34 protein-coding genes are annotated in these 24,120 nt (G+C 44.7%); 2 read left to right on the top strand and 32 right to left on the bottom strand.

Annotated features, from left to right (window positions below; genetic code table 11):
* Window positions 1-16: 16 nt before the first annotated feature.
* The 32 genes from rplQ to fusA form a co-directional block, all read right to left on the bottom strand.
* The gene (rplQ, locus tag GWR21_RS23645) at window positions 17-499 is read right to left on the bottom strand and encodes a 50S ribosomal protein L17 (protein WP_162334102.1); all 483 of its coding nucleotides are present in this window, start codon (window positions 497-499) and stop codon (window positions 17-19) included.
* 70 nt (window positions 500-569) lie between these two features.
* Window positions 570-1,565: a DNA-directed RNA polymerase subunit alpha gene (locus GWR21_RS23640; RefSeq protein WP_089835240.1), complete on the bottom strand. Its 996-nt coding sequence runs from the start codon at window positions 1,563-1,565 to the stop codon at window positions 570-572.
* 126 nt (window positions 1,566-1,691) lie between these two features.
* The gene (rpsD, locus tag GWR21_RS23635) at window positions 1,692-2,297 is read right to left on the bottom strand and encodes a 30S ribosomal protein S4 (protein ID WP_089809379.1); all 606 of its coding nucleotides are present in this window, start codon (window positions 2,295-2,297) and stop codon (window positions 1,692-1,694) included.
* Window positions 2,298-2,458: 161 nt separating this feature from the next.
* Window positions 2,459-2,860: a 30S ribosomal protein S11 gene (gene rpsK, locus GWR21_RS23630; RefSeq protein WP_012789312.1), complete on the bottom strand. Its 402-nt coding sequence runs from the start codon at window positions 2,858-2,860 to the stop codon at window positions 2,459-2,461.
* Between the two features lie 92 nt (window positions 2,861-2,952).
* Window positions 2,953-3,333: a 30S ribosomal protein S13 gene (gene rpsM / locus GWR21_RS23625; RefSeq protein WP_162334101.1), complete on the bottom strand. Its 381-nt coding sequence runs from the start codon at window positions 3,331-3,333 to the stop codon at window positions 2,953-2,955.
* 35 nt (window positions 3,334-3,368) lie between these two features.
* On the bottom strand, window positions 3,369-3,485 hold the full coding sequence (gene rpmJ, locus GWR21_RS23620) for a 50S ribosomal protein L36 (protein WP_012789310.1): 117 nt from the start codon (window positions 3,483-3,485) through the stop codon (window positions 3,369-3,371).
* Window positions 3,486-3,511: 26 nt separating this feature from the next.
* Complete coding sequence (gene infA, locus GWR21_RS23615) at window positions 3,512-3,730, bottom strand: translation initiation factor IF-1 (RefSeq protein WP_012789309.1); 219 nt, start codon at window positions 3,728-3,730, stop codon at window positions 3,512-3,514.
* 115 nt (window positions 3,731-3,845) lie between these two features.
* Window positions 3,846-4,646, bottom strand: coding sequence for a type I methionyl aminopeptidase (map, locus tag GWR21_RS23610; RefSeq protein WP_162334100.1), 801 nt, complete (start codon window positions 4,644-4,646; stop codon window positions 3,846-3,848).
* Window positions 4,647-4,867: 221 nt separating this feature from the next.
* On the bottom strand, window positions 4,868-6,211 hold the full coding sequence (gene secY, locus GWR21_RS23605) for a preprotein translocase subunit SecY (protein ID WP_162334099.1): 1,344 nt from the start codon (window positions 6,209-6,211) through the stop codon (window positions 4,868-4,870).
* Window positions 6,212-6,385: 174 nt separating this feature from the next.
* A complete protein-coding gene (gene rplO, locus GWR21_RS23600; RefSeq protein ID WP_162334098.1) occupies window positions 6,386-6,832 on the bottom strand; it encodes a 50S ribosomal protein L15 in 447 nt (148 codons plus the stop codon).
* A gap of 120 nt (window positions 6,833-6,952) precedes the next feature.
* Complete coding sequence (rpmD, locus tag GWR21_RS23595) at window positions 6,953-7,129, bottom strand: 50S ribosomal protein L30 (protein WP_162334097.1); 177 nt, start codon at window positions 7,127-7,129, stop codon at window positions 6,953-6,955.
* A gap of 69 nt (window positions 7,130-7,198) precedes the next feature.
* Window positions 7,199-7,717, bottom strand: a complete 519-nt coding sequence (gene rpsE / locus GWR21_RS23590) for a 30S ribosomal protein S5 (protein ID WP_072360615.1) — start codon at window positions 7,715-7,717, stop codon at window positions 7,199-7,201.
* 37 nt (window positions 7,718-7,754) lie between these two features.
* Window positions 7,755-8,108 carry a 50S ribosomal protein L18 gene (gene rplR, locus GWR21_RS23585; protein WP_162334096.1) on the bottom strand — a complete coding sequence of 118 codons (354 nt, stop codon included), beginning with the start codon at window positions 8,106-8,108 and terminating at the stop codon, window positions 7,755-7,757.
* Between the two features lie 86 nt (window positions 8,109-8,194).
* A complete protein-coding gene (gene rplF, locus GWR21_RS23580; protein WP_162334095.1) occupies window positions 8,195-8,749 on the bottom strand; it encodes a 50S ribosomal protein L6 in 555 nt (184 codons plus the stop codon).
* Window positions 8,750-8,902: 153 nt separating this feature from the next.
* Window positions 8,903-9,301, bottom strand: a complete 399-nt coding sequence (rpsH, locus tag GWR21_RS23575; protein ID WP_162334094.1) for a 30S ribosomal protein S8 — start codon at window positions 9,299-9,301, stop codon at window positions 8,903-8,905.
* A gap of 123 nt (window positions 9,302-9,424) precedes the next feature.
* Window positions 9,425-9,694, bottom strand: a complete 270-nt coding sequence (gene rpsN / locus GWR21_RS23570; protein ID WP_012789300.1) for a 30S ribosomal protein S14 — start codon at window positions 9,692-9,694, stop codon at window positions 9,425-9,427.
* Between the two features lie 70 nt (window positions 9,695-9,764).
* Entirely contained in the window at window positions 9,765-10,340 is a 576-nt protein-coding gene (gene rplE / locus GWR21_RS23565; protein WP_162334093.1) for a 50S ribosomal protein L5, read from the bottom strand.
* Window positions 10,340-10,678 (bottom strand): 50S ribosomal protein L24, encoded by a 339-nt coding sequence (gene rplX, locus GWR21_RS23560; RefSeq protein ID WP_162334092.1) that lies wholly within the window; start codon window positions 10,676-10,678, stop codon window positions 10,340-10,342. The genes rplE and rplX overlap by 1 nt, the downstream gene beginning before the upstream one ends.
* Window positions 10,679-10,835: 157 nt before the next feature.
* Window positions 10,836-11,204 carry a 50S ribosomal protein L14 gene (gene rplN / locus GWR21_RS23555; RefSeq protein WP_012789297.1) on the bottom strand — a complete coding sequence of 123 codons (369 nt, stop codon included), beginning with the start codon at window positions 11,202-11,204 and terminating at the stop codon, window positions 10,836-10,838.
* 72 nt (window positions 11,205-11,276) lie between these two features.
* A complete protein-coding gene (gene rpsQ, locus GWR21_RS23550; protein WP_176842403.1) occupies window positions 11,277-11,534 on the bottom strand; it encodes a 30S ribosomal protein S17 in 258 nt (85 codons plus the stop codon).
* Window positions 11,535-11,595: 61 nt separating this feature from the next.
* Window positions 11,596-11,802, bottom strand: a complete 207-nt coding sequence (gene rpmC, locus GWR21_RS23545) for a 50S ribosomal protein L29 (RefSeq protein WP_162334091.1) — start codon at window positions 11,800-11,802, stop codon at window positions 11,596-11,598.
* A 69-nt stretch (window positions 11,803-11,871) separates the two neighbouring features.
* Window positions 11,872-12,291: a 50S ribosomal protein L16 gene (gene rplP / locus GWR21_RS23540; protein WP_012789294.1), complete on the bottom strand. Its 420-nt coding sequence runs from the start codon at window positions 12,289-12,291 to the stop codon at window positions 11,872-11,874.
* Between the two features lie 44 nt (window positions 12,292-12,335).
* Window positions 12,336-13,136, bottom strand: coding sequence for a 30S ribosomal protein S3 (rpsC, locus tag GWR21_RS23535; protein ID WP_162334090.1), 801 nt, complete (start codon window positions 13,134-13,136; stop codon window positions 12,336-12,338).
* A 43-nt stretch (window positions 13,137-13,179) separates the two neighbouring features.
* On the bottom strand, window positions 13,180-13,539 hold the full coding sequence (rplV, locus tag GWR21_RS23530; RefSeq protein WP_162334089.1) for a 50S ribosomal protein L22: 360 nt from the start codon (window positions 13,537-13,539) through the stop codon (window positions 13,180-13,182).
* 86 nt (window positions 13,540-13,625) lie between these two features.
* Complete coding sequence (gene rpsS, locus GWR21_RS23525; RefSeq protein WP_012789291.1) at window positions 13,626-13,892, bottom strand: 30S ribosomal protein S19; 267 nt, start codon at window positions 13,890-13,892, stop codon at window positions 13,626-13,628.
* Between the two features lie 83 nt (window positions 13,893-13,975).
* The gene (gene rplB, locus GWR21_RS23520; RefSeq protein ID WP_162334088.1) at window positions 13,976-14,809 is read right to left on the bottom strand and encodes a 50S ribosomal protein L2; all 834 of its coding nucleotides are present in this window, start codon (window positions 14,807-14,809) and stop codon (window positions 13,976-13,978) included.
* Between the two features lie 83 nt (window positions 14,810-14,892).
* A complete protein-coding gene (gene rplW, locus GWR21_RS23515; RefSeq protein ID WP_089809394.1) occupies window positions 14,893-15,192 on the bottom strand; it encodes a 50S ribosomal protein L23 in 300 nt (99 codons plus the stop codon).
* A gap of 57 nt (window positions 15,193-15,249) precedes the next feature.
* A complete protein-coding gene (rplD, locus tag GWR21_RS23510; protein ID WP_162334087.1) occupies window positions 15,250-15,885 on the bottom strand; it encodes a 50S ribosomal protein L4 in 636 nt (211 codons plus the stop codon).
* A gap of 1 nt (window position 15,886) precedes the next feature.
* Complete coding sequence (gene rplC, locus GWR21_RS23505) at window positions 15,887-16,504, bottom strand: 50S ribosomal protein L3 (protein ID WP_162334086.1); 618 nt, start codon at window positions 16,502-16,504, stop codon at window positions 15,887-15,889.
* Between the two features lie 215 nt (window positions 16,505-16,719).
* Window positions 16,720-17,025 (bottom strand): 30S ribosomal protein S10, encoded by a 306-nt coding sequence (gene rpsJ, locus GWR21_RS23500; RefSeq protein ID WP_012789286.1) that lies wholly within the window; start codon window positions 17,023-17,025, stop codon window positions 16,720-16,722.
* 1,738 nt (window positions 17,026-18,763) lie between these two features.
* Window positions 18,764-19,363: an outer membrane beta-barrel protein gene (locus GWR21_RS23495; RefSeq protein WP_162334085.1), complete on the bottom strand. Its 600-nt coding sequence runs from the start codon at window positions 19,361-19,363 to the stop codon at window positions 18,764-18,766.
* Between the two features lie 499 nt (window positions 19,364-19,862).
* Window positions 19,863-22,010, bottom strand: a complete 2,148-nt coding sequence (gene fusA / locus GWR21_RS23490) for an elongation factor G (protein ID WP_202928986.1) — start codon at window positions 22,008-22,010, stop codon at window positions 19,863-19,865.
* 390 nt (window positions 22,011-22,400) lie between these two features.
* Between fusA and GWR21_RS23485 the strand changes: the two genes are divergently transcribed.
* Together GWR21_RS23485 and porV are read left to right on the top strand one after the other, a co-directional pair.
* Entirely contained in the window at window positions 22,401-22,904 is a 504-nt protein-coding gene (locus tag GWR21_RS23485) for a T9SS type A sorting domain-containing protein (protein WP_162334084.1), read from the top strand.
* Window positions 22,905-22,920: 16 nt separating this feature from the next.
* Window positions 22,921-24,093, top strand: a complete 1,173-nt coding sequence (porV, locus tag GWR21_RS23480) for a type IX secretion system outer membrane channel protein PorV (protein ID WP_162334083.1) — start codon at window positions 22,921-22,923, stop codon at window positions 24,091-24,093.
* Window positions 24,094-24,120: the final 27 nt, after the last annotated feature.

Genomic DNA, 24,120 nt, shown 5'->3' with positions numbered 1-24,120 from the left:
AGCGAGTGCTAAATAATTACTCAGCTGCTTTTTCTTCAGTTGATGTAGTACCTTCTTCAGTAGCCTTTTTCTTGCTACCACCAGCACGACGAGTTTTCTTAGCAGGAGCTGCTTCTTTCTCAACTTTACCGCCATAGATTTCGTTAAAGTCTACCAGCTCGATCAGCGCAGTTTCTGCGTTATCACCAAAACGTTTACCTAATTTGATGATACGGGTATAACCACCTGGGCGGTTAGCGATTTTCTCACTGATTGCACCGAACAGTTCCTTGATAGTTTCTTTATCCTGCAGATAACTGAACACAATTCTACGGTTGTGGGTAGAATCGTTCTTTGCTCTTGTCAGCAAAGGCTCAACGTAAACACGCAATGACTTAGCCTTTGCTAAGGTGGTAGTAATACGCTTGTGCTTGATCAGTTCAATTGCCAGGTTAGATAACAGGCTCTTACGATGTGAGGCAGTTCTGCCGAGTGGATTTAATTTTACTCCGTGACGCATGACGCTTTGTTTTTAGATTCCCCTATACCGTGTCAGGAATTACAGGGTACTTATTTAAAGTATGATTTGATTATTCTTCGTCTAATTTCAGCTTGGACAAGTCCATACCGAAATGCAGACCTCTTTCGTTCAGCACCTGCTCAATTTCACTGAGAGATTTCTGACCAAAGTTTCTGAACTTCATCAGTTCTTCCTGTTCGTACTGCACCAGTTCGCTCAGGGAATTGATCTTAGCAGCTTTCAGGCAGTTGAATGCACGTACACTCAGATCCAGATCCTCCAGCGGCGTCTTCAGGATCTTACGCAACTGCAGTGTCTGTTCGTCAACAACATCTTCTTTTTCAGTGTCCTTAGTATCAAAGCTGATGTTTTCATCAGTGATGATCATTAAGTGCTGGATCAATATACGGGATGCTTGTTTTACAGCTTCTTCCGGGTGGATGGTACCATCGGTGATCACTTCCATGATCAGCTTCTCATAGTCAGTCTTTTGTTCCACACGGGTGTTCTCGATGCTATATTTTACGTTTTTGATTGGCGTAAAGATAGAGTCGATAGCGATGTAACCGAAAACGGCATCTTTTGGTTTATTCTCTTCAGCTGGCACATAACCACGGCCTTTACCGATAGTCAGTTCGATATCCAGCTTTGCAGATGGATCCAGCGTACAGATAAGCAATTCAGGATTCATGATCTGGAAAGCACTGGTTGCTTTTTCGATCATGTCAGCACGGAACTCAGTTTTACCTTTAATAGAAATCTGAATTTTCTCGTTGCTAACTTCGTTCTCAACGATGCGTTTGAAACGTACCTGTTTCAGATTCAGGATGATTTCAGTAACGTCTTCAGTGATTCCTTTTAAAGTAGCAAACTCGTGATCTGCACCTTCAATCTTTATTCCCACAATGGCATACCCCTCCAGAGATGACAGCAGCACACGACGCAGCGCGTTACCCACAGTCACACCGTAACCCGGTTCTAACGGCCGGAATTCGAATTGAGCTTCAAAGTCAGTTGACTTCTGCAAAACGATTTTATCAGGCTTTTGGAAATTCAGAATTGCCATTGATATGTTAAGTTTAATTGTTTATGTAAAACTGACTTTAGCCATTAACATGCAGTCCTTAGCAACCCGCGTATATTGAGTACGCGGGCAACTAATGACCCATGCTTAACGGCTAAAGACATATTATTATTTAGAGTACAATTCTACTATCAGCTGCTCCTTAATGTTCTCAGGAACGCTCTCCCTCTCAGGATATGCAATGAAAGTACCTTTTTGTTCTTTTTCATTCCAATCCAACCAGCTGAACTTAGGGTTTTTACCACGAATGTTGCTGGTAATAGCTGTGTTGCTTGCTGCAGATGGCTTCAGACCGATGATATCGCCTGGTTTCAGCTGGTAAGAAGGCACGTTCATTACCTGGCCGTTAACAGTGATATGTTTGTGAGAAACCAGCTGACGTGCAGCAGGACGGGAAGGAGCAATACCCAGACGGAATACTGCGTTATCCAGACGAGCTTCCAGCAGTTTAATCAATACTTCACCGGTAACACCTTTACGACGGTTAGCTTCAACGAACAGGTTAGCGAACTGACGCTCCAGTACACCATAAGTGTATTTCGCTTTCTGTTTTTCACGCAGCTGCAGTGCGTATTCGCCCAGCTGTTTACGTTTGCGGCTTACACCGTGCTGACCCGGAGGGTTACTATTCTTACCTAAGTACTTACCGTTTCCTAAAATTGGTTCTCCGAAAATTCTGGAGATCTTGGTCTTTGGTCCTGTATACCTTGCCATTTCTGTTATAGATTTTTTAGTTCCGGCATATGATCTTTAAAAAATCTTAAACCTGATCATATACCCATTTGTTAATAAAGTCTCAAACGGAAACTCGAAAGCAGGAAGCCCGAATATATTCTAGCCTTCCACTTTCGAAATACCGCAGAATATCTTGAATCCTAAACCCTTCTCTTCTTAGGAGGACGACAACCGTTGTGAGGTAAAGGAGTAACGTCTTTGATCATGTTAACCTCGATACCGGAGTTCGCGATAGCACGGATTGCGCTCTCACGACCAGCACCTGGGCCTTTTACAAAAACATCTGCTCTTTTCAGACCTGCTTCCATTGCTGTTTTTGCAGCGTCAGAAGCAGCCAGCTGAGCTGCATATGGAGTGTTCTTTTTAGAACCTTTGAAGCCCATTTTACCTGCAGTAGACCAGGAAATCACCTGTCCCTGTTTGTTGGTAATGCTGATGATGATATTGTTGAAACTAGCAGAGATGTGTACATCACCGTAATTGTCAACTTTAACTACTCTCTTTTTGTTAGCAGCAGTTTTTGTATTTTGTGCTTTTGCCATAATTATAAAAAATTCCAGGTTCCAGGTTCCAGATTCCCCTTGCCATATATACGACTACTGGAAACCGGAACTTGTTATTTGTATTATCAAGTTTATTTCTTAGGCGCTTTCTTCTTACCTGCAACCGTCTTACGCTTACCTTTACGGGTACGGCTATTGGTACGTGTACGCTGCCCTCTTAAAGGTAAGCCCTTTCTATGACGAAGACCACGATAGCAAGCTATATCCAGCAGACGTTTGATGTTCATCTGCACTTCTGAACGCAGCTGACCTTCTACCTTAAACTCACCGTTAATGATGTTACGGATAGCAGCCTGCTCATCATCGTTCCAGTCTTTAACTTTCTTGTTTAAGTCAATACCAGACTTCTCCAGAATGTATTGAGCGGTAGAACGACCAATACCAAAAATGTAGGTCAGGCCAATTTCTCCTCTTTTATTTTTAGGAAGATCGATACCGGCTATACGTGCCATATTTGTATTTTAGTTTACTTTGTTATTATAATAGATTATCCCTGACGTTGTTTAAAACGGGGATTCTTTTTGTTGATCACCAACAATTTACCCTTCCTGCGCACGATTTTACAATCTGCGCTTCTTTTTTTTATGGAAGCTCTTACCCTCATAAGTTATAAATTATAAGTCTGTATTGTTATTTATATCTGAATATGATTCTGCCTCTGCTCAAATCGTATGGACTCATTTCCACCCCCACTTTGTCACCAGGCAGGATGCGGATATAGTGCATTCTCATCTTACCAGAAATGGTCGCTAAAATCTCATGCCCATTCTCTAACTTAACTCTAAACATAGCGTTAGACAAGGCTTCTAGTATTATTCCATCCTGTTTAATGAGTGCCTGTTTTGCCATAAAAATTTTTAGGACTGCAAAGATAGTGAAATTGTAAGAAAAAGAAAAATTAATAAAATAAACGCGAACAATAAATTGTTACCAACTCCTGAAATTCAGCGTTACTCATTAATAATCAATAGTTTGAGTTGAGAGCAGGGTTGTTTTTTTCCGCTCTTTCGATGCCTTCAAAAGAAGATAGTATATCCGGTTTTCCCTTCATTACTGCCACGTTGTGTTCAAAATGGACGGAAGGTTTCTCATCCCGTGTAATAACGGTCCAGCCATCCTCCATATACTCCACTTCTTTGACACCCAGGTTTACCATCGGTTCAATTGCAATGACCAAACCTTCCTTCATGATCGGACCGCTGCCACGTTTACCATAGTTAGGGACCTGTGGATCCTCATGGAGGTTCTTTCCAAGGCCATGTCCTACCAGCTCACGTACAACGCCGTAACCACGCCGTTTTTCGGTATAATCCTGTATGGCATGAGCGATATCACCAATACGGTTTCCTGCCACTGCCTTCTCTATGCCTCTATAAAGGGCCTCCTTGGTTGTTTTCATCAACGCCAGTACTTCCGGCTTCACATTCCCGATAGCGAACGTATAAGCGCTATCACCGTGATATCCGTTCAACAGTACTCCAACGTCTACGCTCACAATATCACCATCCTGCAAAACATATGCGTTCGGTATACCGTGCACGACCTCTGCGTTTACAGAAATACAACAGCTTTTAGGAAATCCTTTGTAGTTTTTAAAAGAAGGTACTGCACCATTATCCACAATAAACTTCTCTACGATCGCATCGATATCGAGGGTAGACATACCTGGTTTCAGATGCTTAGCCACTTCTTCCAATGTAGCACTCACAAATAATGCGCTCTTGCGCATTAGCTCAATTTCTTCTTTAGTTTTATAATGCACCATACTAAAAAACGGGTTCGGAAAGTTCAGTTTTGAAAGTGCGGTAGCACATTGTGTCAGTAATGATCGTAATGACATAAAAGACCGGGCTGTACTTGCCGTAGATTCTAAATTGCTCTTTACTTAAATTATTAAGCCACGCAAGCATAAAACCGGCAGATAAGCGAACTCACTGTTGGTTTTATGCTTCTGTGGCCTTTTATACCAGGTAGCCGGGATTAAGCTTAGACGTTAGCCGGAGCTGTTCTTCCTTTAATCCGACCTGTGCTCATGAGACCATCGTAGTGGCGCATCAGCAGCTGGCTTTCTATTTGCTGGAGCGTATCCAGGATAACGCCCACCATGATCAGCAGGGATGTACCTCCAAAGAAGGTAGCAAAGTTGCTATTGATATTCACAGCTGCTGCAATACCAGGAAGGATACCAACCATTGCCAGGAAGAATGCACCAGGCAGGGTGATACGATCCATTACAGCACCAATGTAATCAGCGGTAGCCTGACCAGGTTTAACACCAGGTACAAAACCGTTGTTACGTTTCATTTCATCCGCCATTTGGGTCGGATTGAATATCAACGCGGTATAGAAATAAGTGAATACAATAACCAGTACCGCATAGATCACGTTGTACCAGCCATTTGTATGATCACTGAAAATACGGATAAAACCAGAGTTGCTGTCTGTAGCAAAACCGATAGCTGTTGCCGGGATAAACATGATCGCCTGTGCAAAGATGATTGGCATTACACCAGCAGCGTTCACCTTCAGTGGAATGAACTGACGTACACCGCCGAACTGTTTGTTACCAACAATACGTTTTGCATAGTTTACCGGGATCTTACGGGTACCTTGTACCAGCAGGATCAGACCGATAGTGATCAGCACAAATACAGCCAGTTCGATCAGGAACAGCATTGCACCACCATTGCTCTGCGCATTCCTGGAGGAGAACTCCTGAATGATCGCCTGTGGCAGACGGGCAAGGATGCCCACCATGATGATGATAGAAGTACCGTTACCAATACCTTTGTCTGTGATCTTTTCACCCAGCCACATTACAAACAGGGTACCTGCTGTAAGTACGATAGTAGTAGTCAGCCAGAAGAAGGCTGCGCCATACTCGGGGATAATGGAACCTGCTGACTGCTGTTTCAGGAACGCAACATACGCGCTTGCCTGGAAACCAGTCACGATCACTGTCAGTATACGGGTATACTGATTAATCTTTTTTCTACCGCTTTCACCTTCTTTCTGGAGTTTCTGAAAATAAGGCACGGCAATTGTAAGCAGTTGTATGGCTATAGACGCAGAGATATAGGGCATAATGCCGAGAGCAAATATAGAAGCCCTGGAGAAGGAACCACCTGCGAACATGTTAAACAGTCCAAGGATACCTTTTTCAGACTTGTTGGCAAACTCTCCCAATCCCAAACTGTTGGCATCGATACCGGGTAACGCGATATAGGATCCTACACGATAGATGAGGACAAGAAGCAATGTAGTGAGAATTCGGCTACGCAAATCCTCGATGCTCCAGATATTCTTAATCGTTTCGATAAATTTCTTCACAGGAAGATGAATGTTTAATATTCAAAATTTCATCCCGGTTTAAGCGGGACCAAATTCCGAACCTGCATTAGCTGCTATCCAGTAACTCTGGCCGGGATTTGTGTTGTTTTCTCTGGCTTGATAAAATGTGAAAAGACGCACTACTGCGTAGGCGTCTCCTCAGTCGTGAAATCTTTATACCAGCTCTACCGTTCCACCCGCTGCTTCTATCAGCTGCTTGGCTTTTTCGCTGATCGCATTCACTTTTGCGGTTACTTTAGCCTTCAGTTCTCCCTGACCCAGGATCTTCACTTTCGCGGTCCTGTTGATCAGCCCGTTGATGTACAGGTTTTCCAGAGAGAATTCCTGGAGACCATATTTTTCAACCAGGTGGTCGATCTGACCGATGTTGAACACCTGATAATCAGTTGGGTTTAAGCTCTTGAAACCACGTTTTGGCATACGACGCTGGATTGGCATCTGACCACCTTCGTGACCTCTTTTGCTCTGATAACCAGCACGAGACTGACCACCTTTGTTACCTTTTGTGGAAGTACCACCTTTACCGGATGCTTCACCACGACCAAGGCGCTTCTCTTTATGTACGGAACCTTTCGCAGGTTGTAACGTATTCAGATTCATTTTAATTTTTTTTACTTACGCGGAAATTGACCGCTCGCTCTAAAATATACCATTTATTCGTAAATATCCGATATAAATGTAGGATAATTTTCCGGCTAATAAAATTTATTAGCCTTCAGACTATGCCTCTACTTTTACCAGATGATTTACTTTACGTACCATACCCAGGATCTGGGGGGTAGCTTCCACTTCTACAGTGGCGTTCAGTTTCTTCAGTCCCAGTGCCTTCAGCGTAAGCTTCTGACGCTCTGGACGGTCGATACCACTTTTAACCTGGGTGATCTTGATCTTTGCCATTGTTATTTGTATTAGCACTTTACAATTGCCGGGAAAGGACCTATCCACCCCGTTAACTGGATAGTGTTATTATCCGTTAAATACTTTCTTCAGTGATACGCTTCTGGTTTTTGCTATCTGAATTGGTTCACGCAGCAGACCTAAAGCTTTGAATGTAGCCTTAACCACGTTGTGAGGATTAGCAGAACCCAGTGATTTAGCCAGAACGTCGGTGATACCTGCGCTCTCCAGTACGGCACGCATAGAACCTCCCGCGATAACACCAGTACCATGAGCAGCTGGTTTTATCAGCACCTTCGCAGCACCTTCTTTAGCTAACTGATCGTGAGGAATAGTACCATGCATCACAGGAACCTTGATAAGATTTTTCTTAGCATCGTCGATTCCTTTGGTGATAGCTTCCTGCACCTCTTTAGCCTTACCAAGACCATGTCCTACTACACCGTGTTCGTTACCTACTACTACCAGGGCAGAAAAACTGAAAGTACGTCCGCCTTTGGTGGTTTTAGTAACACGGTTGATAGCCACTACCTTCTCTTTCAGCTCCAGGTCACCGGCCTTTACTTTATTAAATGTATTCTTTGCCATTTTGTTATTTGCGAATTACGATTTAATCAATTTGATATTAGAATTGCAGACCAGCTTCTCTGGCGCCATCTGCCACGCTCTTTACGCGACCATGATACAGATAACCACCGCGGTCAAAAATGCAGGTAGTAATACCAAGGTTTTTTGCCTTTGTAGCCAGTGCAGCACCTACGAGTTTAGATTTCTCGGATTTGGTACCTTTCTGTGCTTTGATATCCTTATCGCGGGAAGAAGCAGCAGCCAGAGTAACACCGGAAGCATCATCTATCAATTGCACGTAAATATCGCTATTGCTGCGAAATACAGATAATCTAGGCTTCTGTGCACTACCTACAGCCTTTTTACGAATGCGGTAGCGGATCTTCTGTCTCCTATTAACTTTTGTGCTCATTTCTGATTTTATTTTTATCACCCCGATACTGCCGGAATGTTGTTGAAATTAGCTAACCAGCGGAACCGCCGATTAGCTAATTAAAATTATTTACCTGCAGACTTACCTGCTTTCTTACGAACCACTTCATCACTGTAGCGAACACCTTTACCTTTGTACGGCTCTGGTTTACGCAGGCTACGGATTTTCGCAGCTACCTGACCTAACAGCTGGTTGTCAATACCTTCCAGCATGATTTTAGGGTTAGCACCCTTTTCAGTCAGTGTAGTTACTTTCAGCTCTGAAGGAATCTCGATCACGATGTTGTGAGAGTAGCCTAAAGCCAGGTCCAGTAACTGACCCTGGTTAGCGGCTTTGTAACCCACACCCACCAGTTCAAGCTGTTTCTTGAAACCTTCAGTTACACCGATCACCATGTTGTTGATCAGCGCACGGTACAGACCGTGCAGTGCGCGGTGACGGATCTGATCGGTCGGACGAACTACTGTAAGCACGCCATCCTTCACTTCTATTTTGATATCCCTGTCGATGGTCCTTTTCAGTTCACCTTTAGGGCCTTTTACAGTCAGTTCATTAGCAGCAGATACAGTAGCTGTAACACCGCTTGCTAATTTGATAGGACTTTTACCTATACGAGACATAATTGCAGTTTTTACTGTTATGTTGATTACCAGATCTTCAGTGTTCAGCGCCGTATAGAAAGCTTAATTATCAAAAGATCTTTTCGGTAGAAAGGCCTGTTACTGATAACTGCACAAGTGATACCTGTCAGGAGCAGTAACGGACCATATATATTAATAGACGTAGCAAACGAGCTCGCCGCCTACATTTTGAGCTTTAGCTTCTTTATCGGTCATTACACCTTTAGAAGTAGAAACGATAGCGATACCCAGACCGTTCTTCACACGTTTGAAGTCAGCAGGCTTAGCGTACTGGCGTAAACCAGGACGGCTGATACGCTGCATATCAGTGATAGCAGGTACTTTAGTCTGCAGATCATACTTCAGCGCTATCTTGATAACACCTTGTTTGTTATCTTCTTCGAATTTGTACTTCAGGATATAACCTTTGTCGTACAGTATCTCAGTGATACGTTTTTTCAGTTTTGAGGCAGGAATTTCCACAATCCTGTGGTTGGCCATTTGCGCGTTCCGGATTCTGGTCAGGAAGTCTGCTATTGGATCAGTAACCATTGTTCTTAAAATTTAAAAACTATTTACAATGCGATATCCAATCAGTAATAGATAGGAAAATCAAATAACTATGCCTGTTTAAACTGACGGACTGCGAAGCAGGCGGTACAGTATGGTATCGGCTTACCAGCTAGCTTTTCTAACGCCAGGTATTTTACCTGCGAGTGCCAGGTCGCGGAACATGTTACGACACATACCGAAGTGACGCATGTAACCTTTTGGACGACCGGAAAGCTGACATCTGTTGTGCAGGCGAACAGGAGAAGCATTTCTTGGGAGCTGGTCCAGTTCAGCGTAGTTACCTTCTGCTTTCAGAGCGGCACGCTTTTCTGCGAACTTAGCTACCAGTGCTTGTCTCTTTCTTTCGCGAGCTTTTACGGATTCTCTTGCCATGATGAGTTAATAATTCCAGTTATAAATTCCAAATTCCAAATCCGGGAAGGGTTTGGAATTTGATATCAGATTATTGATTATCCTTCTTGATATTCTTGAACGGCATACCCAGTTCCTTCAGGAGCTCGTAAGCTTCTTCGTTGGTCTGCGCGGTAGTAACGAAAGTGATGTCCATACCGGAGATCTTAGTTACTTTATCGATATCGATCTCAGGGAAGATGATCTGCTCGGTGATACCCAGGGTATAGTTACCACGGCCATCGAAAGCTTTATCATTTACACCTTTGAAGTCACGTACACGAGGCAGGGATACTGCGATCAGACGATCCAGGAAGTCATACATATTAGTACCACGCAGTGTAACGCGAGCACCGATAGGCATGTGCTTTCTCAGTTTGAAGTTAGAGATATCTTTTTTAGATAAAGTAGCGATCGCTTTCTGACCAGAAATACGGGTCATCTCATCAACAGCAATATCTACCAGTTTTTTATCTCCAACAGCGCCGTTGATACCCTGGTTCAGACAGATCTTCACCAGTCTTGGTACCTGCATTACGCTCTTGTAATTAAATTTCTTATGCAGTGTGCTAACTACTTCTTCGCGGTATTTAGTCTGCAGTCTGGGTGTATATGTAGTGTTTGCCATTATTTAATTACCTCCCCTGATTTTTTAGCTATACGAACTAATTTACCATTTTCGCGCTGCCTGTTAACTTTGGTAGGTTTACCAGCCTTAGCATCCCACAACATTATGTTGGAAATAGCGATTGGAGCCTCCTGCTTAACAATACCACCTTTGGTGTTCTGTGCAGTTGGTTTGGTATGTTTGGTGATGATGTTCACACCCTCAACCAGAACGCGTGCCTTGTCAGGGATCACTTCCAATACCTTACGTGGCTTGGTCCTGTCCTTGTCATCACCGGCAATCACCACTACCGTGTCGCCTTTCTTAATGTTGAACTTAGGCTTGAATCTCGTTTTCATTATTTGTTTATTTAAAACGCCAAGCGAAACACTAGTTTCGCTTGATTAAAATTTCGTTTTTGAAACGGGCTGCAAAGATATGCATTCAAGCTGAAAGCACAAAGCCTAAAGTTTTTTAACTTTTGGCTTTATGCTTTCAGCTTTATAAAGCTGTGATTTACAGCACCTCGGGAGCCAGAGAGATAATCTTCATGTATCCCTTATCGCGCAGCTCACGGGCAACCGGACCGAAAATACGGGTACCGCGTGGCTCGTCAGAGTTGTTCAGCAATACAACGGCATTATCGTCAAAACGGATATAAGATCCGTCTTTACGGCGCAGCTTGTTTTTAGTTCTAACGATAACAGCTTTGGTTACCATACCTTTCTTTACGCCACCGCCTGGGATTGCATCCTTCACAGTTACTACGATTTTATCGCCCACTTTAGCGTAATCCTGGCCGGAGTTGCCTAATACTCTAATACACAGCACCTCTTTGGCACCACTGTTATCAGCTACATTCAGCCTTGATTCTTGTTGTATCATCTTATGAGATTTGTAAAGTTGTTTAATCAGCGGCTACAACCGGGAATGCCGGATGGAGCTTGAAACAGATAATTATTTTACCTTTTCGATAACTTCTACCAGTCTCCAGCATTTGTTTTTGCTCAGAGGGCGAACTTCCATAATTCTTACGGTGTCACCAATGCTGCACTCGTTTTTCTCGTCGTGCGCCATGAACTTAGTAGTTTTCTTAACGAACTTACCATAGATAGGGTGCTTCACCTTACGCTCAACGCTTACGGTGATAGTTTTATCCATCTTATTGCTGGATACCACGCCAGTTCTGGTTTTTCTTAATTTTCTTTCGATCATTGTTGAAAGTATTTACTCTTTAACACTGCCGTATCCCGGAGCGCTAATGAATTTTATTATTTTAGGCTTGTGCGCCCAGTTCTCTTTTACGCAGCTCGGTTTTCAGCTGTGCGATCTGACGCCTGAGAGAGCGGATGCTCATTGGATTCTCAATTGGCGTGATTGCGTGACTGAAGGTTACTTTCTTCAGGCGTAATTGCTCTTCAGAGATTTTCTCTTTCAGTTCCTGGTCGCTTAAGCCTTTAAGATCCAGCTTATCTTTTGCCATTGTTTATAAAATTTCTGGTTTATCGTTTATAGTTTATCACTTTGCGTTTGCATTCCTGCTGTTGCAGCATTATGCAACGTAATCGGGACGCACTACAAATTTCACTTTAATAGGCAGTTTCTGTGCAGCCAGTTCCATTGCCTCTTTTGCTACCTGTAAAGGAACACCATCCGCTTCAAATAAGATACGGCCTGGTTTCACTACAGCAGCCCAATGGTCAGGAGCACCTTTACCTTTACCCATCCTCACTTCCAGTGGTTTGGCAGTAATTGATTTATCAGGGAATATACGGATCCACACGTTACCTTCACGTTTCATATGCCTGGTCAGAGCAACACGGGCAGCTTCAATCTGCCTGTCGGTGATCCACTTAGGTTCTAATGCTTTCAGACCGAAACTACCAAAGGAGATTGCCGCGCCACGCTTAGCGTTACCTTTGATGCGGCCTTTATGCATCTTCCTGTGTTTCGTTCTCTTTGGCTGTAACATCTTGGTATGTTGTTAATTGTTAATGTTAATTGTTAAGTAAGCTCTTATCTGCGGTCACCACCTCTTCTCTCGCCACCACGGTTATCACCGCCTCTTCTGTCACCACCTCTTCTGTCGCCGCCACGGTTGTCACCGCCTCTTCTGTCGCCACCACCTGAGCGTCCAGCACCTTCACCATCTTTCGCAGAAATTGCGTTAGGGTTCAGATCACGTTCACCCAGTACTTCACCTTTACAGATCCATACCTTGATACCGATTTTACCATATACTGTCAGCGCAAACAGAGAAGCGTAGTCGATATCCATACGGTAAGTATGCAAAGGAACACGGCCCTGTTTCATTTCTTCTGAACGAGCGATCTCAGCACCACCCAGACGACCACCTACTTTTATCTTAATACCTTCAGCTCCCATTCTCAGTGCAGTAGCGATAGCCATTTTGATCGCACGTTTATAGTTGATACGGCTTTCGATCTGCTTAGCGATGGTTTCAGCTACGATGTTCGCATCAATCTCAGGACGACGGATTTCCAGAATGTTGATCTGTACGTCATCTTTATCTGTCAGTTTCTTCAGCTCTTCCTTGATGCGGTCAACCTCTCCACCACCTTTACCTATGATGATACCAGGTTTAGATGTATGAATGGTGATGATCAGTTTACCTAAAGTTCTTTCAATCACTATCCTGGAAATGCCACCTTTGTTGATACGGGCATTCAGGTAAGTTCTGATCTTGTTATCCTCGATCAGTTTGGTAGCGTAATCTTTCTTGCCACCATACCAATTGGAGTCCCATCCTCTGATGATACCTAACCTGTTACCAATAGGATTTGTTTTCTGACCCATGTTCTGGTTTATTTGTCTATTAGATAAATAGTTTTAGTTTCTTTTATTTTGCTTCCACTACAGGACGGCTATCAACAACGATGGTTACATGGTTGCTTCTTTTACGAACGCGATAACCTCTACCCTGTGGTGCAGGACGCATTCTTTTCAGGATACGGCCGCCATCAACGAAGATGGTTTTTACCTGCAGGTTAGCATCTTCTACTCTTGCGCCTTCGTTCTTCACTTTCCAGTTAGCGATAGCAGACAACAGCAGTTTCTCCAACGGAACGCTGGGATGCTTTGGATGGAACTTCAAAATATTCAGAGCTTTTTCCACATCCAGACCACGGATCAGGTCCGCCAGCAAACGCATTTTGCGGGTAGATGTCGGATTATTATTAAGCTTAGCTACTGCTTCCATTTTCTATTATAATTTGATATTTGAGGTTCGAAGTTTGGGATTTTGAGGTAAGTCAAAACCTCAAACTTTAAACTTCAAACGATTTACTACATTTTCTTGTTAGCGTGTCCTTTAAAGTTGCGGGTTGGCGCGAATTCACCCAGTTTGTGACCTACCATGAACTCAGTCACGTAAACAGGGATGAATTTGTTACCATTGTGTACCGCAAATGTGTGGCCTACAAAATCAGGCGTGATTGTAGAACGACGGCTCCAGGTCTTGATTACAGTACGCTTGGTGCCTTCATTCATTTTCACAACTTTCTGCTCTAATTTCTGGTCAACGTAAGGACCTTTTTTTATGGAACGACCCATGTCTTGTTGTTTTTATTCCAGATCGCTTTATACAGTCCCGCTTTTGCGTTGCTGCATCAGCGGAACTGTTAAGGCGTTAAGTGTTATAATTTCTTACCGTTTTTCCTGCTGATGATCAGTTTATCAGAGCTCTTATGCGATTTTCTGGTTTTCAGACCTTTCGCATATTTACCTGTTCTGGATCTTGGGTGACCACCTGAAGATTTACCTTCACCACCACCCATCGGGTGATCCACTGGGTTCATCGCCACACCACGGTTGCGAGGCTTGATACCTCTCCAACGGTTAGCACCTGCTTTACCGATTGACTGCAGCGCGTGATCAGAGTTAGAAACTGTACCTACAGTAGCAGCACAAGTGATCAACACTTTACGCAGCTCGCCAGAAGGCATTTTCAGTACGGCATATTTTTCTTCCTTGTTGGACAGCTGAGCGTAAGTACCAGCGCTTCTTGCGATAGCACCACCTCTACCAGGCTGTAATTCGATGTTGTGAACAACAGTACCCAGCGGCATGTTTTTCAGCACCAGCGCATTACCAACTTCAGGAGCAGCGTTAGGACCGCTTAACACGGTAGCACCAACCTGCAGACCCTGAGGAGCCAGGATGTAACGTTTTTCACCATCTGCATAGTTCAGCAGTGCGATGAATGCGCTACGGTTCGGATCATATTCGATAGTCTTAACAGTAGCTGGAATATCGTATTTATCACGTTTGAAATCTATGATACGGTAGTGTTGTTTGTGACCGCCACCAATGTAGCGCATAGATCTTCTACCCTGTACGTTTCTACCGCCGGATTTCTTGATAGGCTCCAGCAGGCTTTTTTCAGGGGTATCCGTGGTCAGCTCAGCGAACGCGTTGCCTATTTTCCAACGGGTACCGGCTGTCATCGGTTTGTATTTCTTCAGTGCCATGATCTAGTGTTCGTTTAACTAGGTTCTGTTTATAAAAGTGATCTGCATATACATCCATCATCCTGCGTTAACAGGAATGAGCACTATATGTTAGCATACAGATCTATAGTTTCTCCTTGTGCCAGTGTAACAACCGCCTTTTTGTAAGAAGGTTTTTTACCAGCGATGAAGCCTGCTTTAGTAAAGCGCTGTTTAGCCTTACCTGGCATTACGGCAGTATTCACTTCAGCTACAGTTACACCGTAGAATTCTTCCACTGCTTTTTTGATCTCCAGTTTGTTGGATTTTTTATCCACGATGAAGTAGTAGCGGTTGAATTTATCAGTGGCTTTGTTCACTTTTTCACTAACCACCGGTTTGATTAAAACGTCTGAAAGTCTCATCTTTTATAGCTTTGAGTTGCGGACTAACCGCAAGCTGTGTTTTTGTAATATTGACAATTAAGCTTCTGCCGGAACCTCGGTAAGGATCTTAGCTGCACTCTCTGTGAATACCAGAACATTGCTGTTCATGATCTCGTAAGTGTTGATGTCGCTCAGCATTACGCTATCCACAGTTGGAATGTTTCTCAGAGACAGGTAAACATTATCGTTGTACTCAGGCAGTACGAACAAAGTCTTACGGCCAACATTTACGTTCAGACTGTTCAGGATGCCAGCAAAGGTTTTAGTCTTTGGCGCATCGAAGTTCAGATCTTCAACTACGATGATGCTGTTCTCTTTCGCTTTAGTAGACAGTGCAGAGATCTTCGCCAGATCTTTCACTTTTCTGTTCAGCTTAATGTCATATTTGTGTGGTTTTGGACCGAAGATGGTACCACCACCTTTATACAGCGGGTTACGGATGTTACCTTTACGGGAACCACCTGTACCTTTTTGTTTGTGCAGTTTGCGGGAAGCACCTTTCACTTCAGCTCTGGTCTTTACCTTATGGGTACCCTGACGCTGAGCGGCCAGATACTGTTTTACAGCCAGGTAAATAACGTGGTTGTTAGGTTCCACACCGAAAATCTCTTCAGGAAGCTCAATGGTCCTTCCGGTTTTCTTACCTTCTTTATTTAAAATATCAACTTGCATGTTACTTCTGGATTAAAACGATTGAACCATTGTGGCCAGGAACTGAACCACTTACCAGGATATAATTTTTCTCAGGGAAAATCTTAACGATCTTCAGACCTTTAACTTTCACTTGCTCGTTACCGGTCTGACCAGCCATACGCATGCCCTTGAAAACGCGGGAAGGATAAGATGATCCACCCACAGAACCAGGTGCTCTGCTTCTATCGTGCTGGCCGTGTGTAGCTTCACCTACACCAGAGAATCCATGGCGTTTAACAACACCCTGGAAACCTTTACCTTTAGAGGTACCGACGATCTCGATTTTTTCTCCTTCTGCAAATATTTCGGTGGTAATGGTCTCACCAAGAGCTTTTTGTACATCCGGGTTGCGGAACTCTTTTACAAATCTTTTAGGGGAGGTGCTTGCTTTCGCGAAGTGATTAAGTTCAGCTTTGGGAGTGTTCTTTTCTTTCTTCTCACCAAATGAAACTTGAATAGCGTTGTACCCATCAGTGTCTACTGTCTTTACCTGAGTTACAACGCAAGGACCGGCTTCGATGATGGTCACAGCAATCTGCTTACCACTTTGGTCGAAGATGCTGGTCATGCCGATCTTTTTACCAATAATACCTTTCATTATTATATATATTTTACCCAGCGCCTGGGGGTGGATCTAGCTATCCCCAGGATGGGCGGTTTAAATGCTTTATTGGGCGGCCACCCAGAAGGCGTGACCTATATTTGTTAAAATGTTGTCTTCTACCCCGGTAAGGTGATACAGTACCCATACCAGGAAACAACCAGACATATTAAATCAAATCAGGCAGACCTTTTGCCCACCTGGCCGATGTCCTACGCTTTGATTTCAACTTCAACACCAGATGGCAGGTCGAGCTTGCTCAACGCATCTACTGTTCTGGAAGAAGAAGTGTAAATGTCCAGCAAACGCTTGTGCGTGCAAAGCTGGAACTGCTCACGAGCCTTCTTGTTAACGTGCGGTGAACGCAGCACCGTAAAAATTTTCTTTTCAGTTGGTAAAGGAATTGGACCTGTTACCACGGCACCCGTGTTACGCACGGTTTTAACGATCTTCTCAGCAGATTTATCTACCAGATTGTGATCGTAGGACTTCAGCTTGATTCTAATTCTCTGAGACATATGCAATGAACTTCTTCTTGTTTTTACCCTTACAATTTGGGAGGGCAAAGGTAACCCGTTTTTTTTACTTCACAAATAATTTTGTGGAAAAATAATAAGGAATAGTGCGTGCGCAGCCTGGGAGACCGCCATCGTACACAAAGAAGTTTTATAATGAGGGCTGGCAAAATACTGTTTTTCAATAAAATACCAAAAATGCTTTGTCCACATTGTCATCCCCACACCCACAAAGGGTCTGAATAAGATATTAACAACTCCTCCTACCCGCACCAACTGGTTTCTCATGGTACAGACTGCCATCATCCGCCCCCGCGTTTTGCCCTTTTCCCCGGTAAATACAGCAGCGGGAACAGTTAAGCTATGTGTTACCCCACCTGCTACCTACCTGCCCCTCCTGCCGGATAATTATCCCACCATTTCACTTCCCTAAAATGAAACAGGCCTCCGGGGAACCGGTGGCCTGTCCTGTCTGGGAATGCAATAAGCAATATTTCTCAACCTGTCAAAACTCAGATGGGCAAATTTCCCAATAAGGAATTCAGCAAGTTCAGAACTAAAGCCAATAACTGGTTCAATAAATCCATAGTTGTTGAGGTTTTCCATAAGGTTAAGCCTACTCTGTTGCTTGGTTTTCGGCAATCCCAAATACAACCTGCTTACAGGTGCATGCTCTAAGTTACCAGCAAGTCCGGAATTTCATGCCATTCATTTCATTCATTACCAATAGGTTCGGGCGAATAAATGGAGTGAATAAAAATGAACAGAGAGTTTCAAAATGAACGGCTGAGGTAAAAACCAGTTGCACCCAACAGGGAGGAAAGCATAGATATAAGGTGTCAGGGAATGCCTCCACTCCCTGACGGCAGATACCTGGAACCAGTCCGGCCTGCTCACCTAATTGCTAAGTACTATAGCACCAGGATGCGCTTTGAAACAAACTGATCCAAACAGATCAATAGCAGTGATAACTTTTGTAAATTCCGGCAGATCTATTCTGCTGATTATCGTGCAGGTACTCCGTTGGCCGATTTCACAGGGTTATACAAAAGCGAAGAGCCCCCGACTCAAAGAGGCTCTTCAATAATTTGGAACAGCTAACCTCGTGGCAGGTTAACTTATCCTTCGGGAACTTGGGGACATATCATTAGAGACCTCCCAGCAGAGAATTCAACAGCGCGATGAGCGTTGCCAGTAATTGATTTAACAGATCCATTACTTTAGATTTTTTGGTGGTTTGTACCTACTCTTTTCTTGGTTTTCGGTAATCCCAATGGAGATGATCATCTAATCCTGCCATAAAATTAACTGGCTTGCTGTTAAACACCATATTCACTTTCATTCACTTTCAGTCATTTATACCATTTTGTTCAAATCAGGGTCTGCCGTAAAATGAACAACTCATTCACTCCCGTACCGTAATGAAAAAGCCCCGGCAATTCGCCGGGGCCTAACGCTTTGACAATGTCGGTGGAATTACAAACTCCTTAATACTGTTCTTAAAAATCCAATAAGTGCGGTGAGAATTGAGGATGTCATAACAATACGCTTTGTTAATGGTGTCGAGCCTACTCTTTTATTGGTTTTCGGCAAATCCCAGTTTACAGCGAATATCCTTCCCTGCTAACCCACTAAAGATAAACTGCGATCATCATTCAACTGCTGTTCATTACTATTCATTATCAAGCAGTTCATTCAGCATGTTCAAACGTATTGTAGCCCATTCCCTCATCGTACGCCCTTACTTTCCTGTCTCCTCACGCATGATAGCACGCGCCTTCGCCGTAGGCAGGAAAATCTGGAAACCTAACCCGAAACCCAGGTTGTGCGACGTGGTGGAATTACCTCCACCAATGATCACATTATATTTTAATAACGCATCCAACGCCACATTCGGTGTGATAAAATACGATAAACCTGGGCCAACTCCCAGTTCTACCCCATTTGTAGACGCCCCGTTCGCCGGATTACTTCCCCCAAAACCAGCATTCGCCTCTCCAAAGAAACGTACACGCTTAGAGAACTCCAGCTTACGCACATTCTCATCATGCACGTAATACCGCGCCAGTGCACCTACTCCATAATTAACATTCGTACCGTTACCGCCCGTCGTTTCAAGGCCAAACCTTACATACGCTCCTAATGCCAGATCGTCTTTGATAAAATAAGCCAGCTTGGGATTCAGGTCAAAATGAAAAATAGTGCTCTCTTTCTGAAAATTAAATCCAAAATTAGTAATGTCCGAACCTACCATCAGGTTTCCTTTCTGCGTCTGCGCTGTTGCGGTGCTGCCAAAGGATGCCGCTGCCAGCGCCAGGGTTAAGAGACGAATTTTTTTCATGTTCTGTGAAGTTTAATTGTATAAAATACTTGCCATCTAAGATTATCATTACCCGCTACAAGGAGCTGCCGGAAAACATTACACTATGACTCTTAATATGTTAAAGTGGGTTAACATATGCAACCAAATTTGATGCCATCTGACACATTCGTGCAATAAAACCTATTGAAAATGAACAAAACACATCAACAAACAACCTAGAAACACAGGCCACTGGCAACCTCCATCCACCGTGAATAAAATACCCACTACCTCGCCATTCCCTTCCCCGCCAGCCAATAAACCGGGGTTGATCTCCTACAAACAATGTTTATTCATGTCCTTCACTTAGTGCCTGGCTGCCAACGCCCCTCTACGTGCTACAATAAAGCCCCATACAGCCCTGATCTCCCCTTATCAGGCGAGGCATCATCCTTCCCTGCACAATCCTGATACAAACGCAAAAAGGGACGCCAAACGGCATCCCTTTTTGCTATAAGTCTGATAAGTGTTACTGAAATCAGTCAGCGTTCACTTTACCTTTTGTTTTTGCAATTTCCTCTTCAGCGATGCTGTTTGGAGCTGCAGAGTAGTGAGAGAACTCCATGATGGAAGTCGCACGACCTGATGACATTGAACGCAGCTGAGTTACGTATCCGAACATTTCTTTCAACGGAACTTTAGCCTTGATCACCTGTACACCATTTCTCATTTCCATACCTTCCAGCATACCACGACGACGGTTCAGGTCACCCGTTACGTCACCCATGTACTGGTCAGGAGTCTGTACTTCAACCTTCATGATCGGCTCCAGCAGAACTGGTTTAGCCTTACGGCCAGCCTCACGGAAAGCTGCTCTTGCACAAAGCTCGAATGATACTGCATCAGAGTCAACCTGGTGGAAGGAACCATCAAACAGACGAACTTTCAGGTTGTCCAGCGGATAGCCAGCCAGTACACCCTGGTTCATTGCAGACTCGAAACCTTTCTGTACCGGAGGAACGAACTCTTTTGGAATGGAACCACCGAAGATATCGTTAACGAACTGGAATGTCTTACCGTCGTTCTCTTTCAGCCATTCTGGATCAGCAGGACCAATCTCAACCTGGATGTCAGCGAATTTACCACGACCACCAGTCTGTTTCTTGTACACTTCACGGTGAGTTACTACGCCAGTGAACGCTTCTTTGAACGCAACCTGAGGTGCACCCTGGTTAACTTCTACCTTGAACTCGCGACGCATACGGTCTACGATGATCTCCAGGTGAAGCTCACCCATACCGCTCAATACGGTCTGGCCGGTTTCCTCATCAGTTTTTGCTTTCAGGGTAGGATCTTCTTCTACCAGTTTCGCAATCGCAAGACCCATTTTATCCATGTCCGCCTGAGTTTTAGGCTCGATAGCGATGTGGATCACCGGCTCTGGGAATGTCATAGACTCCAGAACGATCGGATGGTCTTCGTTACACAGGGTATCACCTGTTTTGATATCTTTAAAACCAACAGCAGCTCCGATGTCACCAGCTTCGATGAAATCGATAGGGTTCTGCTTGTTAGCGTGCATCTGCATGATACGGCTGATACGCTCGTTTTTACCGGTACGGGTGTTCAGTACGTAAGAACCCGCATCCAGGTGACCAGAGTAAGCCCTGAAGAACGCCAGACGACCTACGAATGGATCGGTCATGATCTTGAACGCCAGTGCAGAGAATGGTTCTTTCGCATCTGGTTTACGCTCGATCTCAGCACCTGTGTCAGGGTTAGTACCTTTTACTGCTTCGATGTCCAGTGGAGAAGGCAGGTAACGGCAAACCGCATCCAGCATCTTCTGAACACCTTTGTTCTTGAAGGAAGAACCACACAGCATCGGGATGATAGCGATATCGATAGTAGCCTTACGGATAGCTTCGTGGATCTCAGCTTCAGAGATTGAATTTGGATCTTCGAAGAATTTCTCCATCAGGGTGTCGTCGTACTCAGCAACTGCTTCTACCAGTTTAGCTCTCCACTCTTCTGCCTCATCTTTCATGTCAGCAGGAATTTCGATCTCCTGGTAAGTAGCACCTTTACCTTCTTCGTCCCAGATGATACCTTTCATGGTGATCAGGTCAACCACGCCTTTGAAAGTATCTTCTGCACCGATAGGCAGCATCAATGGAACAGGGTTAGCACCCAGCATTTCCTTCACCTGTTTTACCACGTTCAGGAAGTCTGCACCAGCACGGTCCATTTTGTTAACGAAACCGATACGTGGTACGCGGTAACGGTTAGCCTGGCGCCAAACGGTCTCAGACTGTGGTTCTACACCAGATACAGCGCAGAACAATGCTACCAGACCATCCAGTACACGCAGGGAACGCTCTACCTCTACAGTAAAGTCCACGTGACCCGGAGTGTCAATGATGTTGAATTTGTATTCTTTCGTATCTGGCTGGAGCTTTCCCTGTGTAGTTGGGAATTTCCAGAAACAGGTAGTAGCAGCAGATGTGATGGTAATACCTCTCTCCTGCTCCTGTGCCATCCAGTCCATGGTGGCAGCACCTTCGTGCACTTCCCCTATTTTGTGGGATTTACCTGTGTAGTACAGGATACGCTCTGTGGTAGTGGTTTTACCGGCATCGATGTGCGCCGCAATACCAAAGTTTCTTTGAAATTTTAAGTCTGCCATAATATTAAAATGACTGTATTACTAATGCAATTTGGGGGGCAAAGGTAAAGGATTTTTACCAATAAATAAAACAGGTCGATTTACCAAAACAATATTTAAGAATTCCTTTACAGAACGGGCTTAGCCCCCGCTCTTCACGGCGCAAAGGTAAACCAATTTTACCACGTTACCACCATCCTTATCTGCCTGGAAACCAATTGTCCATTTTCCCCCACCGGTTTTCCTCCTAATACCGCCAGCCAGGAACTTGCTATTGCATTTTTTTCTTCTTTAAAACATATTTGTATATGTGCTTGTTAATGTCCTGACCCCCATACCCATTTAATGTATATCGTGTGTCTCAGGGCATGCTTTATCCCGTGTCATTTATCACCCCTAACATATCTTTAAATGAAGATTATTTACAAACAGCTCCTGCTGTTGTGTCTGTCCGCTGCCGCTGCCCCGGCCGCCAGGGCGCAACTGATACTCAACAGGCAGGTGAATGCCAGTACAGGAGGTGGCGGTCCCGCAGGTGACTATCTCTTCCAGTACACAATCGGCGAAATTACCGTCAGTTCCCTGCAGAAATCGTCCCTGCTCCTCACGCAGGGATTCCATCAGCCGGAAGAACTCCCACCCGTAGCCCCGGGTATCGAAGTGGTCGTAAACATGATCATTTACCCTAACCCCGCTTCGTCCGTACTGAAACTCCAGTTTGACATGCTGTCCAACAATCCTGTTATGTTCTTTATTGTCAATAGCAGCGGACAGGTCGTTCACCAGGAAAGCAGAACCTTCGCCGCCGGTAAAGTGCTGATCACACTACCGGTTACCAAATTTGCCGCCGGCATCTACACCGTGGTCCTCAAAGCCGGTGGACATATGTATGAAGAGAAACTGGTGATCCAATAACCTCAAAAAAAAGATCATGAGAAAGAATTTTACCATCTGGCTTTGCGCAGCCAGCCTGCTTGCCCCAGGCATGCTGCAGGCCCAGGTGAAAGGCATTAAAACCATCAACACCGGTGCAGCCTTCCTGCTCGTCAACCCAGACGCCCGCAGCAGTGGTACCGGTGATGCAATGACTGGCCTGGAACCCGACGCGAACTCCCTGTTCGGGAATGCCGCCAAAATCGTCTTTGCCGATGACTGGGGTGTCAGTGCCTCCTACGCACCCTGGATGTGGGACCTGAATAACAGTGATCAGCGCACGAACATGGGTTATATCTCCGCCTTCAAAAACTTCAAGGACAATAGCGAAGGTATCGGCCTCTCCATGCGCTATTTCTCTAACGGTACCATCATCTTCCGAGACAATAACGGTACAGAACTACAACGCTACAAACCACGCGAGTACGCCATTGACGCCTCGTACGCCCGTAAACTCGGTACGCGGTATTCACTCGCCATTACGCTACGTTACATCCGCAGTGACCTAGGACAAGGCAGCTTTAATGGCCTCCAGCAAAAGCCAGCCAGCGCTGTAGCCGGTGATATCGGCTTCTATTCACAGAACTATGGTAAAAGCGATCCTGCTGGTAACCGCTACTCCTGGGGTATCGCCTTCACCAATATCGGCTCCAAACTGAATTATACAGACGACAACGACCGTAGAGCATTCCTGCCTGCCAATCTCCGTATAGGCGGCGGCTACTCCTTCGTGAACACTGTAGACCATCAGTTCACCATACTCGCTGATGTTAATAAACTGCTCATTCCCTCACCGCCTGTATATGAACTGGATGCCGACGGGCAACCAACCGGCCAGATACTCGACGGTAAAGATCCGAACCGCAGCATGCCCGAAGCCATCTTTACCTCCTTCTGGGATGCTCCCGGTGGCTTTCAGGAAGAGATCAGAGAGTTTACCGTAGCCGGTGGACTGGAATACACTTACCAACACCAGCTGTTTATCCGCACAGGTTATTTCTACGAGCATCCGCAAAAGGGCTATCGCCAGCACTTCGCTGCGGGTATAGGTACACGTATTAAAGGGGTATCCCTTGATATGGCTTATATCATGCCGACCGCTAATAGTCTGTACCAGCGGAAAACCCTGAAGTTCACCCTCGCATATCACGTAGGTGGTGGCGCCCGATAATCAACCATCCTTAATCACACATAATTC

The sequence above is a fragment of the Chitinophaga agri genome, assembly GCF_010093065.1.
Classification (GTDB): domain Bacteria; phylum Bacteroidota; class Bacteroidia; order Chitinophagales; family Chitinophagaceae; genus Chitinophaga; species Chitinophaga agri.
Note: the sequence above shows the minus strand (reverse complement) of the source record. Positions and strands in the feature narration are given on the sequence as shown.

What these genes read in the sequence shown, in the direction of transcription:
- rpsH (WP_162334094.1), bottom strand. Translation starts at nt 9,301, where the DNA reads ATGGTTACTGATCCAATAGCAGACTTCCTGACCAGAATCCGGAACGCG.
- rplN (WP_012789297.1), bottom strand. Translation starts at nt 11,204, where the DNA reads ATGATACAACAAGAATCAAGGCTGAATGTAGCTGATAACAGTGGTGCC.
- GWR21_RS23495 (WP_162334085.1), bottom strand. Translation starts at nt 19,363, where the DNA reads ATGAAAAAAATTCGTCTCTTAACCCTGGCGCTGGCAGCGGCATCCTTT.
- rplO (WP_162334098.1), bottom strand. Translation starts at nt 6,832, where the DNA reads ATGAATCTGAATACGTTACAACCTGCGAAAGGTTCCGTACATAAAGAG.
- rpsN (WP_012789300.1), bottom strand. Translation starts at nt 9,694, where the DNA reads ATGGCAAGAGAATCCGTAAAAGCTCGCGAAAGAAAGAGACAAGCACTG.
- rplF (WP_162334095.1), bottom strand. Translation starts at nt 8,749, where the DNA reads ATGTCTCGTATAGGTAAAAGTCCTATCAAATTAGCAAGCGGTGTTACA.
- rplV (WP_162334089.1), bottom strand. Translation starts at nt 13,539, where the DNA reads ATGGAAGCAGTAGCTAAGCTTAATAATAATCCGACATCTACCCGCAAA.
- porV (WP_162334083.1), top strand. Translation starts at nt 22,921, where the DNA reads ATGAGAAAGAATTTTACCATCTGGCTTTGCGCAGCCAGCCTGCTTGCC.
- rpsQ (WP_176842403.1), bottom strand. Translation starts at nt 11,534, where the DNA reads ATGATCGAAAGAAAATTAAGAAAAACCAGAACTGGCGTGGTATCCAGC.
- rplX (WP_162334092.1), bottom strand. Translation starts at nt 10,678, where the DNA reads ATGAAAACGAGATTCAAGCCTAAGTTCAACATTAAGAAAGGCGACACG.
- map (WP_162334100.1), bottom strand. Translation starts at nt 4,646, where the DNA reads ATGGTGCATTATAAAACTAAAGAAGAAATTGAGCTAATGCGCAAGAGC.
- rpsC (WP_162334090.1), bottom strand. Translation starts at nt 13,136, where the DNA reads ATGGGTCAGAAAACAAATCCTATTGGTAACAGGTTAGGTATCATCAGA.
- rpsE (WP_072360615.1), bottom strand. Translation starts at nt 7,717, where the DNA reads ATGGCAAAGAATACATTTAATAAAGTAAAGGCCGGTGACCTGGAGCTG.
- rpsM (WP_162334101.1), bottom strand. Translation starts at nt 3,333, where the DNA reads ATGGCACGTATAGCCGGTATCGATCTTCCTAAAAATAAAAGAGGAGAA.
- GWR21_RS23640 (WP_089835240.1), bottom strand. Translation starts at nt 1,565, where the DNA reads ATGGCAATTCTGAATTTCCAAAAGCCTGATAAAATCGTTTTGCAGAAG.
- rplB (WP_162334088.1), bottom strand. Translation starts at nt 14,809, where the DNA reads ATGGCACTGAAGAAATACAAACCGATGACAGCCGGTACCCGTTGGAAA.
- GWR21_RS23485 (WP_162334084.1), top strand. Translation starts at nt 22,401, where the DNA reads ATGAAGATTATTTACAAACAGCTCCTGCTGTTGTGTCTGTCCGCTGCC.
- rplC (WP_162334086.1), bottom strand. Translation starts at nt 16,504, where the DNA reads ATGAAAGGTATTATTGGTAAAAAGATCGGCATGACCAGCATCTTCGAC.
- rpmD (WP_162334097.1), bottom strand. Translation starts at nt 7,129, where the DNA reads ATGGCAAAGATCAAGATCACCCAGGTTAAAAGTGGTATCGACCGTCCA.
- fusA (WP_202928986.1), bottom strand. Translation starts at nt 22,010, where the DNA reads ATGGCAGACTTAAAATTTCAAAGAAACTTTGGTATTGCGGCGCACATC.
- rplE (WP_162334093.1), bottom strand. Translation starts at nt 10,340, where the DNA reads ATGGCAAACACTACATATACACCCAGACTGCAGACTAAATACCGCGAA.
- rplQ (WP_162334102.1), bottom strand. Translation starts at nt 499, where the DNA reads ATGCGTCACGGAGTAAAATTAAATCCACTCGGCAGAACTGCCTCACAT.
- infA (WP_012789309.1), bottom strand. Translation starts at nt 3,730, where the DNA reads ATGGCAAAACAGGCACTCATTAAACAGGATGGAATAATACTAGAAGCC.
- rpmC (WP_162334091.1), bottom strand. Translation starts at nt 11,802, where the DNA reads ATGGCAAAAGATAAGCTGGATCTTAAAGGCTTAAGCGACCAGGAACTG.
- rpsD (WP_089809379.1), bottom strand. Translation starts at nt 2,297, where the DNA reads ATGGCAAGGTATACAGGACCAAAGACCAAGATCTCCAGAATTTTCGGA.
- rpmJ (WP_012789310.1), bottom strand. Translation starts at nt 3,485, where the DNA reads ATGAGGGTAAGAGCTTCCATAAAAAAAAGAAGCGCAGATTGTAAAATC.
- rpsJ (WP_012789286.1), bottom strand. Translation starts at nt 17,025, where the DNA reads ATGTCTCAGAGAATTAGAATCAAGCTGAAGTCCTACGATCACAATCTG.
- rplD (WP_162334087.1), bottom strand. Translation starts at nt 15,885, where the DNA reads ATGCAAGTTGATATTTTAAATAAAGAAGGTAAGAAAACCGGAAGGACC.
- rpsK (WP_012789312.1), bottom strand. Translation starts at nt 2,860, where the DNA reads ATGGCAAAAGCACAAAATACAAAAACTGCTGCTAACAAAAAGAGAGTA.
- rplP (WP_012789294.1), bottom strand. Translation starts at nt 12,291, where the DNA reads ATGTTACAGCCAAAGAGAACGAAACACAGGAAGATGCATAAAGGCCGC.
- rplW (WP_089809394.1), bottom strand. Translation starts at nt 15,192, where the DNA reads ATGAGACTTTCAGACGTTTTAATCAAACCGGTGGTTAGTGAAAAAGTG.
- rpsS (WP_012789291.1), bottom strand. Translation starts at nt 13,892, where the DNA reads ATGGGTCGTTCCATAAAAAAAGGTCCTTACGTTGACCAGAAATTAGAG.
- rplR (WP_162334096.1), bottom strand. Translation starts at nt 8,108, where the DNA reads ATGAGCACAAAAGTTAATAGGAGACAGAAGATCCGCTACCGCATTCGT.